We start from the raw sequence: 17,629 nt of genomic DNA, 5'->3' as shown, positions 1-17,629 counted from the left end.
TATTATTTTTAATGAACCAATTGATACAACACTAGCTGTACTGCATCGCCGAAAGACGCACTGCCGCGTTTGCCGCGCCATACAGCGCGTAGCCGCCCCGCCTTTCGGTCAATTCGAAGAAAAAGCGTCCCGCCGAGAACGGCCGCGTGTACAGATGCAGGAATTCGCCGTCGTACGGCCCCCGGTCATAGAGGATCTGCAGGCGTTTCAGGGTCTCCACGTTCGTCGCATCACCAAAACGCGCCAGCAAATCGTCGTAGTAGTTCGCCGGGATCGGCAGCGCGTTCAGCGACACCTGCGGCAGGTCGTCAAGCGTGGCCGGCAGGTCATGACAGGCGAACGCTGCGTGCTGCAGGCCTGCGCCCTGATAACAGGCGACGGACCGGGCAATCTGGGTTGCGCGGCTCTGTGAGATATTCAGCGCCAGGCGGATGTTGCCCTGCGGGCTGTGTACCGCCAGGCTGCGCACCAGGCCATAAGGGTCGGGCAGCGTCTGCTCATGCTCCAGCGTGAAGCCGAAGACGCTGCGGAAAAACATCACCCAGTTGTCGCGTTGATCGGCTTCCATGCCCAGCGCCAGATGGTCGATACCGCTGTAGTCATGGCGCAGCGTCGGGCTATCAGACAGATGGAAATCGCGGGCGTAGATATCGTCCCCGGCTTCGATGAGGTAGATCAGGCTGCCGTCGGGGGCGCAAATCGCCGGAATGGGGCTTTCATTAGGTCCGGCGTCGCCCTGCCAGGTGGCGTAGCCGTAGGCGCGGGCCCGTTCAACAATCGCGGCGCTGCGGCTCACGCGCAGGGCCATGGCACATAACGAGACGCCGTGACGCTGGTGAAAATGATCGGCCCAGCTATGGGGCTGATAGTTAACGATCGCCCGCGCTCCGCCGTTGCGCCACAGCGCTACCTGTTTCGAACGGTGGCGCCCCTGCTGGCAAAAACCAAGCTGCGTCAGACGCTCGCCGAGCGCTTGCGCTTCTGACGGGCTGGCGGCAAATTCGATAAATTCCAGGCCGAGGTATTCCGGCAGCGCCGCCGGTGCAAACAGCTCTGCATCACTGTCGCTCAGGTGCTGGCGGGTTTGTTCTTCCAGCCACTGCAGCGAGCGGTAACCATCTTTGGCGGTGGCGCCATTTGGCGAGGCGCGGAAGCTGTCGTTGAAGATCTCCAGCGACCACGGCCCGCGATAGCCGCAGCGGGTTAGCTCGCAGGCAAACTCCACCAGCGGCAGCTGTCCCTGTCCGGGAAAACAGCGGAAATGGCGGCTCCATTCGAGCACGTCCATCTTCATCAGCGGCGCATCGGCCAGTTGCAGGAAGGTGATTTTGTCGACCGGGACGTCCGACAGACGTTGCAGCGTGTCGCCGCGTGCCAGAATATGGAAGCTATCCAGCACAATCCCCAGCGCCGGGCTGTCGACGCTTTTCACCCGCTCCCAGGCCTGATGCCAGCGGTTTACGTGGGTGCCCCAGGCCAGCGCCTCGTAGCCGATGACAATCTTTTCCTGTTCGGCCAGCTGTGCCAGCGCCGCTAAGTCCGCAATCTGCAGCGAGACGTCCGCGGAGCAGTCTGGCTGCACGTTGCTACACAGTAGTAACGTGTCGCAACCCAGTTCATGCATCAGCGCAAATTTACGCTTCGCCCGCTCCATATTGGCGGCAAACTGGCTACGGCTTGCCCCCTCAAAATCGCGAAATGGTTGAAAAAGCGTGATTTTTAGCCCTAAATCCGCCGCCAGATTGCGAATATCCGCCGGTGTACCGGTATAATAGAGCAGGTCGTTTTCGAAAATTTCGACGCCCTGATAACCCGCAGCCGCAATAGCATGGAGCTTTTCGGGCAAGGTGCCAGAAATCGAGACGGTGGCAATGGATCGCAGCATAAGTCCTCGTGTCATCAGTCGACGTGAGCACTGAATATGTATCATTTGGTTCATTCACGCCACACAAGGTTGCAAAATTGTGATCGTTATGTGTATTTTTTGTCCATTGAAAAAAGGAGTCGTTATGTCTGTCGTGGATCACGTGGATCAAGATGAAGCGCAACCGCTAAAGGAGCGGATTTTTGCCGCAGCCATCGTCGTCTTTGCCGAACATGGCTTGTCCGGGGCGCGAATGGAACAAATTGCAACCGAAGCGCAGACAACCAAGCGAATGGTGGTGTACTACTTCAAAACCAAGGAGCAGCTGTACCAGGCGGTGCTGCAACACGTCTATGCGCGCATTCGCGAAACCGAGCAGCAGCTCGGACTGGAGCACCTTCCTCCGGTAGAGGCGCTGGTGCAGCTGGTTCGCTGGAGCGTGCGCTATCACGCCACCCATGCGGACTATATGCGGGTTATCTGTATGGAGAACATGCAGCGCGGGAAGTGGCTGAAGTCGTCAGGGCAGTTAAAGCCGCTGAACCGTACCGCCCTGTCGATTCTGGAGGATATTCTCCAGCGTGGGCAGCAGCAGGGTGTTTTTCAGGAGGGATTGCAGGCGCGGGATGTCCACCGGCTTATCAGCAGCTTTAGCTTTTATCAGGTCTCGAACTTTTACACCTTCAATAGCCTGTATCTCGACGATCCGTTGCCGGCCATCGACGATGAAGCAATGGTCGCGCACCACTGCGATATCGCAGTCAAAGCGGTGGTTCGCTTTGTGATTTCCTGAGTGCCTTTCAGCGTGATGCCGGCTGACTACTCATGGCCGGACAACGCATGAACCACTTTCTCCATGGCGGCTCTGGTCAGTTCGCTGCGCGCAATTTTCGGGTTGGCCAGCGCGGTGCGAACCACCCCGGCGATGACAATGTGTTTCGGCTCCTGGCCCAAATCGCGCATTTCAAGCACCACTTTCCCGACAACCCGGCACATTTCCTGATACAACTCGTCGTCTTTGGCTTTATTTCCCATTCTTTTTTGCTCATAAATTATCATTATCAATCAAATCATTATTGATAGGATTTTGGGATAAATCAAACTCCCCTCCTTTTTTCTCGCCAACGAAGTATTTCCATGGCTGAACCGTGACAGGCAACCCCTGATAGCCGCCAGTTAACTGTGCGGTTGGTGGAAATTTGTGTTGCGAATACGATTGCTATTGGTATGAGTTTTGTTACATTTTTATGGCATATAATGAAACGCTGTTTTCATTTTCTTTTTTTGTTTCAGCGTCGTATAATGCCCACCGATTCTTTCTTGAATGGTTTCAGCGCATTGGACTGCACAACTAAACGCATAAAATACTGCTCCTTTTTATGGGCTGAACCGCCAGCACACTTTCTTCTGCACGCTCTTTTGTTGTCACCTATTCTTAGAGCGTGGCATAGCAACTTTCGCAATACAGGTTTGACTCCACGGCGGCATGCCAACGGAGCGAGTTTTCCATATCCTTCACAACTTAAAGACTAAAACTTTCATGAAAAAGACCAAAATTGTTTGCACCATCGGTCCGAAAACCGAATCCGAAGAGATGCTGTCCAAAATGCTGGACGCGGGCATGAACGTCATGCGTCTGAACTTCTCTCACGGTGACTATGCTGAACACGGTCAACGCATCCAGAACCTGCGTAACGTGGTGAGCAAAACCGGTAAGACAGCCGCTATCCTGCTGGATACCAAAGGCCCGGAAATTCGTACCATCAAGCTGGAAGGCGGCAATGACGTCTCCCTGAAAGCGGGTCAGACCTTCACCTTTACCACCGACAAATCCGTGGTCGGCAACAGCGACATCGTGGCAGTGACCTATGAAGGTTTCACCACTGACCTGTCCGTCGGCAACACCGTACTGGTAGACGATGGTCTGATCGGTATGGAAGTGACCGCCATCGAAGGTAACAACGTTATCTGTAAAGTGCTGAACAACGGTGACCTGGGCGAAAACAAAGGCGTTAACCTGCCGGGCGTTTCTATTGCTCTGCCGGCACTGGCAGAAAAAGATAAACAGGATCTGATCTTCGGTTGCGAACAAGGCGTCGATTTCGTTGCCGCTTCCTTTATCCGTAAGCGTTCTGACGTAGTGGAAATTCGTGAGCACCTGAAAGCCCACGGCGGTGAGAACATTCAGATTATCTCCAAGATTGAAAACCAGGAAGGCCTGAACAACTTCGACGAAATCCTCGAAGCCTCTGACGGCATCATGGTTGCTCGTGGCGACATGGGCGTTGAGATCCCGGTTGAAGAAGTTATCTTCGCCCAGAAAATGATCATCGAAAAATGTATCCGTGCACGTAAAGTGGTTATCACCGCGACTCAGATGCTGGATTCCATGATTAAAAACCCGCGCCCGACCCGTGCTGAAGCCGGCGACGTCGCGAACGCCATCCTCGACGGTACCGATGCGGTAATGCTGTCTGGCGAATCCGCCAAGGGTAAATACCCGCTGGAAGCGGTCACCATCATGGCGACCATCTGTGAACGTACCGACCGTGTGATGACCAGCCGTCTGGAGTTCAACAACGACAACCGTAAACTGCGTATCACTGAAGCAGTTTGCCGTGGCGCTGTCGAAACGGCTGAAAAACTGGAAGCACCGCTGATTGTGGTCGCCACCAAAGGCGGTAAATCTGCACGTGCCGTACGTAAATACTTCCCGGATGCAACCATCCTGGCGCTGACCACTAACGAAACCACTGCCCGTCAGCTGGTGCTGACCAAAGGCGTTGTACCGCAGCTGGTTGCACAGCTGGATTCCACCGATGACTTCTACCGTCTCGGCAAAGAGCTGGCGGTACAGAGCGGCCTGGCGCGTAAAGGCGACGTGGTTGTGATGGTATCTGGTGCACTGGTACCGAGCGGAACCACCAATACAGCATCCGTACACGTGCTGTAATCTTTTACAAGTTAATTATTTTTATAAAACGCCTCTTCGGAGGCGTTTTTTTTATTCAATCCTTAGCTCCTCTTAATAAAAATGCAAATCGGAATTTACTATTTAATAAGAGATTATCTAAGATGAATCCGATGGAAGCGTGCTGTTTTCACAAAGAATTTTTAACTCGCCCGTCAAATTCGATGGTTCTTTGAGCGAACGATCAAAAATAAGCGTATTACCGTAAAAAAATATTCTCATCCCAAAAAAGTTTGTGTAATACTTGTAACGCTACATGGAGATTAACTCAATCTAGAGGGTATTAATAATGAATCGTACTAAACTGGTACTGGGCGCGGTAATCCTGGGTTCTACTCTGCTGGCTGGTTGCTCCAGCAATGCTAAAATCGATCAGCTGTCTTCTGACGTTCAGACTCTGAACGCTAAAGTTGACCAGCTGAGCAACGACGTGAACGCAATGCGTTCCGACGTTCAGGCTGCTAAAGACGACGCAGCACGCGCTAACCAGCGCCTGGACAACGCTGCTACCAAATACCGTAAGTAATAGTATTTGTAGCTGTGTTATAAAAATGGCGCACATTGTGCGCCATTTTTTTTGTCTGTGATTCGCCGTTCCCTTCCCTGTTTATCCATACGCTATTGCGTTACCCGCGTTTCTGACGCCGTCGCCGGCGTACCGTTCAGGACTGACTGCACCGGATTTTCCCCACTGACCTCAGGCGTCGCACCGGCTGAAACCACCACTGGTACTCCCATCCGACGATGCATCGCTTTATCCGCCATCGCCTTATCTGTTCCCTTGTCACTGGCGAACTGCGCGTAGCCTTCCGGCAGCACGTAGGCAATGGTCTGCGGGTTCTGCGTTTCACTCTGGGTCATCGGGCGATGTACCTCCAGATAGCGCGTGCCGTTCGATTCGATGGAAAACTTCACCGGCTGGTTGATAACCCGCACCGGCGTGCCCACGCGCACCTGGGCAAACAGCGCTTTGATATCATCGGTAAACATCCGCATGCAGCCGGAGCTGACGCGCAGCCCGACGCTGTTCTGCGCATTGGTACCGTGAATCAGGTATTCGCCGTTACCGTACGCCAGGCGCAGGGCAAAGCGGCCTAATGGATTGTTCGGCCCGGCCGGCACCACCGCCGGCAAAGTGATGCCCTTTTCCAGCGAGCGCTGGCGAATACCGGCGGTCGGCGTCCAGGTCGGATTAGGAATTTTTTGCCCAATGCGGGTCGTCATCTCCGGCGTTTCAAGCCCAAGCTGCCCAATACCTAACGGGTAGACCTGCACCGTGTTGCCGTCCGGCGGGAAATAATAGAGCCGCAGCTCTGCCAGGTTCACCACAATCCCTTCACGCGGCACATCGGGCAGCAGCAGCTGCAGCGGAATCAGCATCTGCGTCCCGGGCTGCGGGACGGGGGCAACGGTGTTGTTGGCTTCCAGCAGGATCATCGCCGCAGTATCAAACCGTCGGGCAATAGTCTGCAGGCTGTTATCGCCCTCCTGCACCGTGTAGGTCTGATTCTGTCCCACCAGACGACTGCCGTTGGCCGGTAACGTGTATTCAACCGCTCTGGCGGCCTGAGACGCGCCTAGAGCACCTAAAAGCATAAGAGTGAGCAGAGACGCGCGTTTCATACTGAGTTTCCCTCTTAGTCACTGACAGGCCGTCAGAAAGTTGAACCACCCGCGAGACGGATACCCCGTCTCGCTTAACAGAATGAAAGCTTCAACAATAGTTTAGCTAAAAGTGAGAGCCTGCGCGCGAATTGCGCGGATCATTGCTTCCAGCCCCTGCGAACGCGAGGGCGTGAGGTGTTGCGTGAGCGCCATTTTTTCAAACCACGGGCGCACGTCGAAGTCAGTGATGTCTTTAGCGGTCATCTGATCATACAGAATGAACACCACGGCGATCAGCCCTTTGACAATCGCGGCGTCGCTATCTCCGCGCAGCGAAAGCACGCCGCCTTCGCGCTGCTCCACCACAATCCACACCTGGCTCTGGCAGCCCTGAATGATGTTTTGCGCGGTATGTTCTTCGGCCGGTAACGGTACCAGGCGCTGGCCGAGCTCGATAATATAAAGGTACTTCTCTTCCCAGTTGGCGCAACGACTAAAGTTGCGCAACAGTTTGTCTTTATCCGGTAACGCCGCCATGATTGCTTCCTTTAGCCTAATAGCGTGTGGATGCGCTGCAGCCCTGCGACCAGCCGATCCACCTCTTCCGTCGTGTTGTACATCGCCAGCGATGCCCGACACATTGCCGGCACCTGATAGAACGCCATCAGCGGCATTGCGCAGTGGTGACCGGTGCGGATCGCAATCCCATAGTTATCAAGGAAGCTCCCCACATCGTAGGCGTGATGCGTGCCGAGGTTAAAGGCAATCACCCCCAGGCGATGGTCAGGCCCATAAATGGTCAGATCGGGCACGTTCTTCAGCGCCTGCAACGCATAGTGCATCAGCGTCTGCTCATACTCACCAATCTGGGTCAGGCCCAGCGCGTTAATGTACTCGAAGGCTGCTCCGAGGCCGATAATCCCGCCGGTATTGGGCGTTCCCGCTTCAAAACGCCATGGCGCTTTCGCCCAGGTGGTGCCTTCGGTCAGGCTGACGGTGGCGATCATCGCCCCGCCGCCTTCCCACGGTGGCATTGCCTGCAGCAGCGCCTCTTTCACATACAGAACGCCAATCCCGGTCGGGCCATACAGTTTGTGCCCGGAGAAGACATAAAAGTCGCAGTCCAGCGCCTGAACATCGACCGCATGATGCATCACCGCCTGGGCGCCATCGACCAGGACTTTAGCCCCGTGCTGATGGGCCAGTGGGATCAGGGCCGCCAGCGGGTTTTCCGTTCCCAGCACGTTGGAGACCTGAGTAATCGCCAGCAGCCGGGTGCGCGCATCGAACAGCCCGGGGATCGCGTCCAGCTGCAGGGTGCCGTCCGGATTGAGCGGAATGACCCGCAACTGCGCCCCGACCCGGGCGCACAGCATCTGCCACGGCACGATATTGGCGTGGTGCTCCATGGCGCTGATGATAATGTTGTCCCCGGCACCAACGTTGGCATTCCCCCAACTGTTGGCCACCAGATTGATCCCTTCGGTGGTCCCACGTACAAACACCAGCTCTTCTGCAGAGCGGGCGTTCAGGAACGTGGCCGCCTGCTGGCGCACCTGCTCCATCCGCGCCGTGGCTTCTGCGCTGAGCGTGTGGATACCGCGATGAACGGCGGCGTAGCCATGGCGATAAAACTCCGCCTCGGCGCGAATCACCGCCTCTGGTTTTTGCGCGCTGGCGGCGCTGTCGAGATAGGCCAGCGGCTGACCGTTAACCTCCCGGCTGAGCACCGGAAAATCCGCGCGTATCCGTTCGGCAGAAAATGTCATGCTGATTCTCCCGGTAAACGTTGGCCAATTCGCGCCAGAATGGCAGCCCTGAGCGTGTCGTCGGCGACCGCTTCCGTCAGTTCGGCGGCGAAAGCGTAGAGGATCATATGCTGTGCTGCCTGCCCGGAGATACCGCGCGAGCGCAGGTAGAACAGCTGTTCGTCGTCGATGCGCCCGATGGTGGCGCCGTGGCTGCACTTGACGTCGTCGGCATAGATTTCCAGCTGCGGCTTGGTATCCACTTCGGACAGGCGCCCCAGCAGCAAATTGTTATTGGTCATCTGGCCATCGGTTTTAATTGCATGCTTCGCGACATTGATCAGGCCGTTAAAGACCGCCCGCCCCTTATCGTTGACGATGGTTTTATGCAGCTGGCGGCTATTGCAGTAGCCCACCTGATGGTCCAGCCAGGTGCGGCTGTCGCACACTTCATTGTTCACCGGCATCGCCAGCGAGTTGATCCGCAGGTCGCTGTTCTCACCCTGCAGCCGGGTGCTGGTATGATGACGCAACACCGCGCCGCCAAGCAGGAAACTGCTGCTGAAGGCCGAGGCGTCACGGCCAAGCGTGAGGTCATTGTGTGAAAAATGGTAGCTCTGGGCATTTTCAAACGCCAGCTTGAGATGCTGCAGATGGGCGTTATCCGCCACCGACATGGTCAGGCGCGCGCCGGTAAAATGGCGCTGTTCATCGAGGCTCAGGTAGTGCTCCACGACGGTTGCTTCAGCACCGCTCTCCAGCTCCAGATGGTGGCGGTAATGCGCACTGTTCATCTCGCTCCCCGCCAGCCCACGCGTCACGTGCATCAACAGCAGCGGCTTTGCCGGGCGCTGATGGCGTTTGACACGGATACGGGTCACCGTCTGCGCCAGGCTTTCAGTGAGGTGCAGAAAAACTTCCGGCTGTAGCGCCTCGGGTATCCCCTGGCGCTGGTTATCGACGCTGACCTCATAACCACTGTCGGCCAGATCGTCACTCAGCGCTTCGCTAAACTGTCCGTCGATAAACACCAGACGCCAGGCATCCAGCCCCAGCGCGCGTTCGTCCCGCTGCGCCGCGCTGAAGTCGCCGGGCTGCAGGGCCACGAAGGTATCGTTGCACAGCGCCTCCAGCGGCGTATATTTCCACTCTTCATGTTTGCGCGTCGGCAGGCCAAGACGCAGCACCTGCTGGAGATGCTGGCGGGCCTCTGGGGTGCGCTGCGCGCCCTGCGCCTCAAACAGATGGTGCCACTGCTGCAATGTGTTACTGCTGTTCGGTAAGCCAGCCATAGCCCTGCTCCTCCAGCTGTTTGACCAGCGTAAAATCACCGGATTTAACGATCCGCCCTTGATAGAGCACGTGAACAAAGTCGGGCTTGATGTAGTCGAGAATACGCTGGTAGTGCGTCACGATAATAAACGCGCGCTTGCCGTCGCGAAGCGCGTTGACGCCTTCAGAAACAATTTTCAGGGCATCGATATCCAGACCGGAGTCGGACTCATCCAGGATGCACAGCTCCGGCTCCAGCACCGCCATTTGCAGGATGTCATTACGCTTTTTCTCGCCGCCGGAGAAACCAACGTTGACCGAGCGGGTCAGTAAATCTTCCGGCATCTTCAGCAACTGAATTTTCTCTTCCATCAGGTCCTGGAAGTCGAAACGGTCCAGCGCCTCCTGACCACGATATTCGCGTACCGCGTTGAGCGCGGTTTGCAGGAAGAACTGGTTGCTGACGCCGGGGATTTCGACCGGGTACTGGAAGGCCATAAAGATCCCCTCACCCGCGCGTTCTTCCGGCGCGAGGCTCAGCAGATCTTTGCCTTTAAACTCCACGCTGCCGCCGGTGACTTCATAGTCTTCCCGTCCGGCAAGCGTCGCGGATAACGTACTTTTTCCGGAGCCGTTCGGCCCCATAATGGCATGTACTTCGCCTGGACGGATGTCCAGATCCAGGCCACGCAGGATCGATTTATCTTCAACGGCAACCTGCAGGTTTTTAATACTTAACATCTTGTTTCCCTTAATTCGTGTCGCCTGGCGCTTAGCCGACGCTGTGTTCCAGACTGATAGCCAGCAGTTTTTGCGCCTCGACGGCAAATTCCAGCGGCAGTTCTGAGAAGACGTCTTTACAGAAGCCGTTGACGATCATCGAGATGGCGTCGTCTTCGCTAATGCCGCGCTGCAGGCAGTAGAACAACTGGTCTTCACCGATCCGCGAGGTCGTTGCTTCATGCTCAAGCTGGGCACTGTTGTTGCGGCATTCAACATACGGGAAGGTATGCGCCCCGCAGTCCGGTCCAATCAGCATCGAGTCACACTGGGTGAAGTTGCGCGCATTGGTGGCGGTGGGCATGATTTTAACCAGCCCCCGGTAGCTGTTCTGGCTCTTCCCGGCAGAGATCCCTTTCGAGATGATCGTCGAGCGGGTGTTTTTGCCGATATGAATCATTTTGGTGCCGGTGTCCGCCTGCTGGTGACCACTGGTGAGGGCGACGGAGAAGAATTCGCCGATCGAGTTATCGCCGCGCAGAATGCAGCTCGGGTACTTCCAGGTGATGGCGGAACCGGTCTCGGACTGCGTCCACGACATTTTGCTGTTCTCGCCTTCGCACAGCGCACGCTTGGTGACAAAGTTGAGGATCCCGCCGGTGTTGTTATCTCCGGGGAACCAGTTCTGCACCGTGGAGTATTTCACTTCGGCGTCTTTGTGAATGATCACTTCGACCACCGCCGCGTGCAGCTGATAGCTGTCGCGCACCGGCGCCGAGCAACCTTCGATATAGCTGACGTAGCTCCCCTCATCGGCCACCAGGATCGTCCGTTCAAACTGGCCGGTTTTTTCGGCGTTGATGCGGAAGTAGGTGGACAGCTCCATCGGGCAACGTACGCCTTTTGGCACATAGATAAAGGTGCCATCAGAGGCCACCGCCGCATTCAGCGCGGCAAAGAAGTTATCGTTACCGGGTACTACGGTACCGAGATACTTTTTCACCAGGTCCGGGTGGTCGTGAATCGCCTCTCCGAACGAGCAGAAGATGATCCCCTGCTCCGCCAGTTTTTCCCGATAGGTGGTGGCCACCGACACCGAGTCAAAAATCGCGTCAACCGCCACTTCACGCCCTTCACGGACCGGCACACCCAGCAGGTTAAAGGCCTCTTCCACCTCTTGCGTCAGGTAGGCCGCCGGACCCGTTTGCTGTACCGCACCAGGTTCTGATGCGCAGGTGTCATCGCAGTTTCCACAGGAGGGCGCGGAGTAATAGCTGTAATCCTGATAATTAAGGTGCTCATATTGCGCTTTCAGCCAGTGCGGCTCTTCCATCTCCAGCCAGGCGTTAAACGCACGCAGGCGGAACTCGAGCATCCATTCGGGCTCATTACGACGGGCAGAGATGGCGCGCACCACCTCTTCATTAATGCCTTTCGCCAGCTCATCGGTTTTTAGTTGGGTAAAAAAACCTTCTTTATAATTCAGTGAGCCGTCGGACCAGGTTTTGACATCGTCAGTTGCTTCAGTATTACGAGACATAATTACTCCGCCTGAACCCCAAAGCTTTCACCGCAACCACATTCATGCTGCGCTTTTGGGTTATGAAACTTAAAGATTTCATTTAATCCTTCCCGGACGTAATCCAGCTCCGTGCCATCGATAAACGGCATGGCCTGCAGCGGCGCCCACAGCTTCGCACCGTCACGTTCAAACAGCAGATCGTCTTTCGCCGGTTCGGCAATCAGTTCAAGTACATAGGCAAATCCGGCACAGCCGCTGGTTTTAATCCCCAGACGCAGGCCTTGCTTGTCGGGCTGCTTCGTCACCAAATCACGAATATGCGCGGCGGCGGTCGGGGTCATCATCAGACCACGCCAGCTAAACTCATCGGGATTGAAGGTTCCAGTATCTAATTCCATCGCTCTACCTCATTGGTTGGCGCCATCAGGGCATACGGCTATGTTAATGATAACGATTATCACTTCAACCCAGCCGGAGAAGGGATATTCGCTGCTCTGATGCTTTTTTAGCGCTTTTTATAAGCATAGACCCTGCCTCGCAGGTTAACAGCGGTCAATTTACAAATATAAAATATTGATAAATAACGAATTAATTCAGCAATCACCGGGCGATTTGGCGCAAGATAAAAGATGCATCGGAAATGCCTATTTTTGAAATAGAAAATGGCCCCTTCTGTGAACAACAGGCCTAACAAAATCAATGGATTAATCGCGAATAACGCTTTTCAGTGGTTATTTCCCCCGTGACCAACCACAACAATCAATAAATATCGATCGGCAAGATTGTCGGTTATCTGGAAAAATGAAGCCGCGATTCTGATAAATTCGGACAAAACCCTGGATTAAAGCGTATTAGTCTGGTGGCAAAGTGATGTACAATTCCCGCTCATATTTCCAACAGTTTTCGGCCCGTCGTCGGAGTCACTGCTCACCCGGAGTTACGTAGTACAGAATGATAGATATCAGTATTATGTCGATGTGCATGGTAGTGCTGCTGGTGATGAGCGTACTGTTGAACTAAATCAGTCCCCTTTCCGCTATAGACCGCCCGGGCTTCACATTCGTGATGAAATGAGGAGTTTTGGAGGATTCGTCCCCCGTGGGATTGTTCACTAACCTGGTTATCTCTAAGATTTCGCTCACATTCAAAATCTATACCCTAAATAATTCGAGTTGCTTGTAGGCAGCAACTTGAAGTATGACGGATATAAAGAGGTAACGAAGATGAAAAGAACGATTATTGCTCTGTTAGCCACTGTATCTGTTGTCGCCGCCAGCGCGTTTGCGGCAGATAAAACCGAGAGTCCTGCCCCTGCCGACCATTATGCCGGTCAGCCAATGATGGATATGCCTCAGGGCCGCGGCGCGATGCCCATGCCGCCATTCCCGCCGAGAAAACCGGTGATATTCTCCGCCACCGTCGCCACCGATAACCCGGTTGAGACCATTAACAAACTCACTCCGCTTATCCCGACGGATAAAGCAAAACATTATGAAGTGCGTGTGGAAGTGGTTCCCGTCCCGGATATGCCTGAACGCGGCTGAATTCGTTTATCTGATTCCACTTTGAAGACAAAAAAAGCTGCCGGTGTTGAGGGCAGCTTTTTATTTTACGTCTGACTTCGTGCTACAAATCTTTATCCTCGTGGCAACCTGCACCGAGGACGCATGAATGACGACGGGATATTAACTTTTAATCTTTCTGTAGATAAACAGTACAACTAATGCACCAATTACCGCGACGACAAAGCTACCGAAATTAAACCCATCGACCTTGCCGAAGCCAAAAAACGTGCTAATCCAACCACCTACAACCGCACCGATAACCCCCAGAACGATAGTGACGATAAAGCCGCCGCCGTCTTTGCCTGGCATAATCCACTTAGCCAAAATACCGGCAATAAGACCAAAAATGATCCAGGAAATGATACCCATAGTTAACTCCGTCCTCTATGTTACTCACAAGTATATCGTTCTTAAATAGTAGCATAAATAACGTGAATGATTCATGAATTATATTTTTTGATGTTCTACCTTGCTGCATAAACAATCATAGTCTACATATCAAGGGGTCATTGTTAATCCGCAAAGGAGTTAAAGATGGGGTATTACGTTATTAAAAAGTCTGAGAAAAGCGTGTCCCAGCCGTGGTATTTCCTGCTAAAAGCCGATAACCACGAAACCATTGCCACCAGTGAAATGTATTCCTCGAAGGATGCGGCGAAAAAGGGAATTGCCTCGGTGCAAAAGAATGGGCCGAGCGAGACTATCAAAGATGAGACCGCATCCTAATGCGTGACTGAAGCAAGGAGATAAGGGGGAAACCGCGCCCCCTTATTGGCTAATGAACGGCGCGAAACGCCGTGGGGCGAAGAGATAAACTCTCTTCGCCGATGACCTCAGACAACTGCGGTGGTGAGGCGCGAAGAGCAGCACAAACGCCCCTGTTCATCAGAGATGTCAATCTGCCACACCTGATGACGCGAGCCGACATGGAGCGCCCGGCATACGCCGCGCACCCGGCCGCCGCGCACCGAACGAATGTGGTTGGCATTGACCTCCAGTCCCACTACTTTTTGCTCACCCTCACTGCACAAATAGCCGGCAACCGAGCCGAGCGTTTCAGCCAGCACCACAGAGGCACCGCCGTGCAGCAGGCCAAACGGCTGATGCGTACGCTGATCCACCGGCATGGTGGCTTCGATAGTCTCATCGGTAAAGACATCAAACTGAATATCCAGCAGCCCGACCATATTGCCTTCGCCCATACCGTTGAGCTGTTCCAGGGTTGTCTGACGTTTCCAAATCATCCAATAATCTCCAGCAGCGCCTGCAGCGGATGACGAACCCCGCTGCCTTCAATACGCTTCACCTGGCTACGACAGGAGTATCCGGTCACCAGGCAACGGTTGCGCGGTAAACGCTGGATCGCCTGTTGCCAGGAAAGCGCGTAGATATCCAGCGAGTTGGCATGGTTTTTCACCTCATGACCATAGGTTCCGGCCATACCACAACAGCCTACGCTGACGTTTTCCAGCTTCGCGCCGAAGCGCGCAAAAATCTCGGCCCACTGCTTCGGCGCGGCGGGTAGCGCCGTCACTTCGGTACAGTGACCAAACAGATACCACGCTTCGCCGCCGCGATCCTGCTCGCGGCTCTCCGGCAGCGCTTTAGGCAGCCACTCGTGCACCAGCATCACGTGGAAATCGCCGCGTTTGTCGCCGAGTACCTGGTTGTACTCATCGCGGTAGCACAGCACCAGCGCCGGGTCGACCCCCACCATCGGCATGCCCAGCTGCGCCACGCGGTTGAGGAAGTCTGCGGTCTTTTGTGCCGTACGGGCGAAGCGCGACAGGAAGCCTTTGATGTGCTGAGCCTTACCGTTCGGTGAAAACGGCAGCAGCACCGGCTGGTAGCCGACTTTTTCGACCAGCCGGACAAAATCAGCCACCACCTGCGCATCGTAGTAGCTGGTGAACGGATCCTGCACCACCAGCACCATCCTGGCTTTTTGCTCCGCACTGAGGCTTTCCAGCAGCTCGAGAGTCATATTCGCCGAGCGATGACCTACCATTTGTTGCTTCAGCGACGGCGTCGAGAGCAACGGCAGATCGACCATGCCGATATGCTTCTCGGAAAGCTTGCGCACCCACGGCTGATTAATAAAGAAGTTAAAGGTCCTGGGTGCATGAGCCATCAGCGGCGCATAGGACTCGACCGTCGCCACCAGATGGTCGCGCACCGGCCGCAGATAGCGGCTGTGATAGAGTTGCAGGAAGCGTGAACGGAATTCCGGCACGTCAATTTTAATCGGGCACTGGGTCGAACAGGCTTTACAGGCCAGGCAGCCGGACATCGCCTCTTTCACTTCGTGGGAGAAATCATACTCCCCCTTGCGCGCATGCCAGCTATTGCGGGTACGCTCTACCAGGGTGCGTAGGCTAGCGCGTTTTTCCGGCAGCCCCTTCTCCAGCTGATTGGGGTCAACGCCACGGTCGGCCAGCAGGCGCAGCCATTCGCGCACCAGCGTCGCCCGCCCCTTCGGCGAATGGATCCGGTGATTGCTGACTTTCATTGACGGGCACATTGGGCTTTTCACGTCAAAGTTAAAGCACAATCCGTTGCCGTTACACTCCATCGCCCCGCGCCAGGAGGTGCGCACCGCGATCGGGATCTGGCGATCCCAGGTGCCGCGCTTCACCGCGTCCACCTTCATCATCGGCGCGTCCACGCCTTCCGGCGAACAGATTTTACCTGGATTGAGGCGGTTATGCGGATCGAACGCCGCTTTAATTTTGCGCAACTCACCGTACAGAGCCTCACCAAAGAACGCCGGACTGTATTCCGCCCGGAACCCTTTGCCGTGTTCACCCCACAGCAGGCCGCCGTATTTTGCCGTCAGGGCCACCACCTCATCAGAGATCTGCTTCATCAGCACTTCTTGCTGCGGATCGCACATATCCAACGCCGGACGGACGTGCAGCACCCCGGCGTCCACGTGACCAAACATGCCGTAGCTCAGGCCGTGGCCATCCAGCAGGGCACGAAACTCAACGATATAGTCGGCAAGATGTTCCGGCGGTACGCAGGTATCTTCGGCGAACGGAATCGGCTTGGCGGCACCTTTGGCATTCCCCAGCAGACCAACCGCTTTTTTACGCATCGCGTAGATTCGCTCAACGCCGTCCAGTTCGTTACACACCTGCCAGCCGATGACACCGGCTTCGCTGGCGGCGATCAGTTCATCCAGACGCTGGCACAGCGTGGTCAACTGATTGTCGATAAGCTCCGCATCATCGCCGGCAAATTCGACAATATTCAGCCCCAGCATCTCTTTATCCGGGACATCGGTGATCAGTTCACTGACCGAATGCCAGACGATATCTTCCCGCGCCAGGTTAAGCACTTTCGAGTCGACAGTTTCCACCGACAGCGCTTTGGCCTCGACCATAAACGGCGCGTTGCGTAACGCCGAGTCAAAGGAGTCATATTTGATATTCACCAGACGGCGTACTTTCGGCAGGCGGGTAATATCAAGGCGTGCTTCGGTGATAAAGGCCAACGTCCCTTCCGAACCGGTAAGAATACGCGTCAGATCGAACTCGCTCATGTCGTCATTAAAGACGTGGCGCAGGTCGTAGCCGGTCAGGAAGCGGTTAAGTTTGGGGAATTTATCGATGATCAGCTGACGCTGCGCTTTGCAGCGCTGGTATACCGTGCGGTAAATGCGCCCTATCGCCGACTGCTCCTGGCTTAGCGTTTCAGCCAGCGCCACGGGGACCGCCTGGGTATCAAGAATGTCGCCGCCCATCAGCACCGAGCGAACACCCAGCACATGGTCTGAGGTTTTGCCATACACCAGCGACCCCTGACCGGAGGCGTCGGTATTGATCATCCCGCCCAGCGTCGCACGGTTGCTGGTCGACAGCTCCGGGGCAAAAAAGTAGCCGTAGGGTTTCAGATATTGGTTGAGCTGATCTTTAATCACCCCGGCTTCAACGCGTACCCACCCTTCTTCAGGGTTAATTTCGAGGATGCGGTTCATATAGCGGGACATATCGACGATGATCCCGGCGTTCAGCGCCTGACCATTGGTTCCCGTGCCGCCGCCGCGTGGGGTAAAGACCAGTGATTTGAAACGTTCTTCCGCCGCGATCCTTGCCAGCAAAACCACATCTGCCGTCGAGCGGGGAAATAATATGGCATCCGGCAACAGTTGATAGACACTGTTATCTGTTGCCATGGTCAGCCTGTCGGCATAACTTGTGGCGGTATCGCCGGTAAATCCTTGTTGCTCCAGTACCTGCAAAAAATTCAATACCAGTTGAACGACACCTGGTGCTTGAGAAATTTGTGGGATCATAACGCTTGACCCTGCCTGACTATGTTGTGTTGTATAGACGTCATCCTTCAGATTGCCTCTCGTTG

18 protein-coding genes are annotated in these 17,629 nt (G+C 55.1%); 6 read left to right on the top strand and 12 right to left on the bottom strand.

Annotation, left to right across the window (positions count from 1 at the left end; all coding sequences use genetic code 11):
- Positions 1 to 31: 31 nt before the first annotated feature.
- A complete protein-coding gene (locus ACMYSP_RS23175) occupies positions 32 to 1,885 on the bottom strand; it encodes a bifunctional sugar phosphate isomerase/epimerase/4-hydroxyphenylpyruvate dioxygenase family protein (protein ID WP_434584391.1) in 1,854 nt (617 codons plus the stop codon).
- Between the two features lie 124 nt (positions 1,886 to 2,009).
- Here ACMYSP_RS23175 and ACMYSP_RS23170 point away from each other — a divergent pair, with 124 nt between their 5' ends.
- Positions 2,010 to 2,657 (top strand): TetR/AcrR family transcriptional regulator, encoded by a 648-nt coding sequence (locus ACMYSP_RS23170; protein ID WP_123754690.1) that lies wholly within the window; start codon positions 2,010 to 2,012, stop codon positions 2,655 to 2,657.
- Between the two features lie 26 nt (positions 2,658 to 2,683).
- On the opposite strand, the gene fumD is transcribed toward ACMYSP_RS23170, so the two are convergent.
- Positions 2,684 to 2,899, bottom strand: coding sequence for a fumarate hydratase FumD (gene fumD / locus ACMYSP_RS23165; RefSeq protein ID WP_123754691.1), 216 nt, complete (start codon positions 2,897 to 2,899; stop codon positions 2,684 to 2,686).
- A 192-nt stretch (positions 2,900 to 3,091) separates the two neighbouring features.
- Here fumD and ynhH point away from each other — a divergent pair, with 192 nt between their 5' ends.
- The 3 genes from ynhH (at position 3,092) to lpp (ending at position 5,361) form a co-directional block, all read left to right on the top strand.
- Entirely contained in the window at positions 3,092 to 3,397 is a 306-nt protein-coding gene (gene ynhH, locus ACMYSP_RS23160; RefSeq protein ID WP_434584389.1) for a protein YnhH, read from the top strand.
- Between the two features lie 7 nt (positions 3,398 to 3,404).
- Positions 3,405 to 4,817 carry a pyruvate kinase PykF gene (gene pykF / locus ACMYSP_RS23155; RefSeq protein WP_434584387.1) on the top strand — a complete coding sequence of 471 codons (1,413 nt, stop codon included), beginning with the start codon at positions 3,405 to 3,407 and terminating at the stop codon, positions 4,815 to 4,817.
- A 307-nt stretch (positions 4,818 to 5,124) separates the two neighbouring features.
- On the top strand, positions 5,125 to 5,361 hold the full coding sequence (gene lpp / locus ACMYSP_RS23150) for a murein lipoprotein Lpp (RefSeq protein WP_003029373.1): 237 nt from the start codon (positions 5,125 to 5,127) through the stop codon (positions 5,359 to 5,361).
- A gap of 92 nt (positions 5,362 to 5,453) precedes the next feature.
- On the opposite strand, the gene ldtE is transcribed toward lpp, so the two are convergent.
- The 7 genes from ldtE to sufA form a co-directional block, all read right to left on the bottom strand.
- The gene (gene ldtE, locus ACMYSP_RS23145) at positions 5,454 to 6,458 is read right to left on the bottom strand and encodes a L,D-transpeptidase LdtE (protein ID WP_434584385.1); all 1,005 of its coding nucleotides are present in this window, start codon (positions 6,456 to 6,458) and stop codon (positions 5,454 to 5,456) included.
- A 102-nt stretch (positions 6,459 to 6,560) separates the two neighbouring features.
- Complete coding sequence (sufE, locus tag ACMYSP_RS23140; RefSeq protein ID WP_434584384.1) at positions 6,561 to 6,977, bottom strand: cysteine desulfuration protein SufE; 417 nt, start codon at positions 6,975 to 6,977, stop codon at positions 6,561 to 6,563.
- A gap of 11 nt (positions 6,978 to 6,988) precedes the next feature.
- The gene (gene sufS, locus ACMYSP_RS23135; RefSeq protein WP_434584382.1) at positions 6,989 to 8,209 is read right to left on the bottom strand and encodes a cysteine desulfurase SufS; all 1,221 of its coding nucleotides are present in this window, start codon (positions 8,207 to 8,209) and stop codon (positions 6,989 to 6,991) included.
- A complete protein-coding gene (gene sufD, locus ACMYSP_RS23130; RefSeq protein ID WP_434584380.1) occupies positions 8,206 to 9,480 on the bottom strand; it encodes a Fe-S cluster assembly protein SufD in 1,275 nt (424 codons plus the stop codon). The genes sufS and sufD overlap by 4 nt, the downstream gene beginning before the upstream one ends.
- Entirely contained in the window at positions 9,455 to 10,201 is a 747-nt protein-coding gene (gene sufC, locus ACMYSP_RS23125) for a Fe-S cluster assembly ATPase SufC (protein ID WP_434584379.1), read from the bottom strand. The genes sufD and sufC overlap by 26 nt, the downstream gene beginning before the upstream one ends.
- 31 nt (positions 10,202 to 10,232) lie before the next feature.
- Positions 10,233 to 11,720 (bottom strand): Fe-S cluster assembly protein SufB, encoded by a 1,488-nt coding sequence (gene sufB / locus ACMYSP_RS23120; RefSeq protein WP_434584378.1) that lies wholly within the window; start codon positions 11,718 to 11,720, stop codon positions 10,233 to 10,235.
- A gap of 2 nt (positions 11,721 to 11,722) precedes the next feature.
- Positions 11,723 to 12,100 carry a Fe-S cluster assembly scaffold SufA gene (sufA, locus tag ACMYSP_RS23115; RefSeq protein WP_123754699.1) on the bottom strand — a complete coding sequence of 126 codons (378 nt, stop codon included), beginning with the start codon at positions 12,098 to 12,100 and terminating at the stop codon, positions 11,723 to 11,725.
- An 825-nt stretch (positions 12,101 to 12,925) separates the two neighbouring features.
- Between sufA and ACMYSP_RS23110 the strand changes: the two genes are divergently transcribed.
- Positions 12,926 to 13,246: a hypothetical protein gene (locus ACMYSP_RS23110; protein WP_434584376.1), complete on the top strand. Its 321-nt coding sequence runs from the start codon at positions 12,926 to 12,928 to the stop codon at positions 13,244 to 13,246.
- Positions 13,247 to 13,387: 141 nt separating this feature from the next.
- Here ACMYSP_RS23110 and ACMYSP_RS23105 read toward each other — a convergent pair whose 3' ends face one another.
- Positions 13,388 to 13,636, bottom strand: coding sequence for a GlsB/YeaQ/YmgE family stress response membrane protein (locus tag ACMYSP_RS23105; protein ID WP_004863295.1), 249 nt, complete (start codon positions 13,634 to 13,636; stop codon positions 13,388 to 13,390).
- Between the two features lie 165 nt (positions 13,637 to 13,801).
- Between ACMYSP_RS23105 and ACMYSP_RS23100 the strand changes: the two genes are divergently transcribed.
- Complete coding sequence (locus tag ACMYSP_RS23100) at positions 13,802 to 13,993, top strand: YegP family protein (RefSeq protein ID WP_434584375.1); 192 nt, start codon at positions 13,802 to 13,804, stop codon at positions 13,991 to 13,993.
- Positions 13,994 to 14,100: 107 nt separating this feature from the next.
- Here ACMYSP_RS23100 and menI read toward each other — a convergent pair whose 3' ends face one another.
- Entirely contained in the window at positions 14,101 to 14,511 is a 411-nt protein-coding gene (menI, locus tag ACMYSP_RS23095; RefSeq protein ID WP_434584374.1) for a 1,4-dihydroxy-2-naphthoyl-CoA hydrolase, read from the bottom strand.
- A complete protein-coding gene (ydiJ, locus tag ACMYSP_RS23090; protein ID WP_434584373.1) occupies positions 14,508 to 17,564 on the bottom strand; it encodes a D-2-hydroxyglutarate dehydrogenase YdiJ in 3,057 nt (1,018 codons plus the stop codon). Before ydiJ ends, menI begins: the two co-directional genes overlap by 4 nt.
- Positions 17,565 to 17,629: the final 65 nt, after the last annotated feature.

Source organism: Klebsiella sp. R390 (genome assembly GCF_051131745.1).
Classification (GTDB): domain Bacteria; phylum Pseudomonadota; class Gammaproteobacteria; order Enterobacterales; family Enterobacteriaceae; genus Klebsiella.
This window is presented reverse-complemented; position numbering and strand designations above follow the sequence as displayed.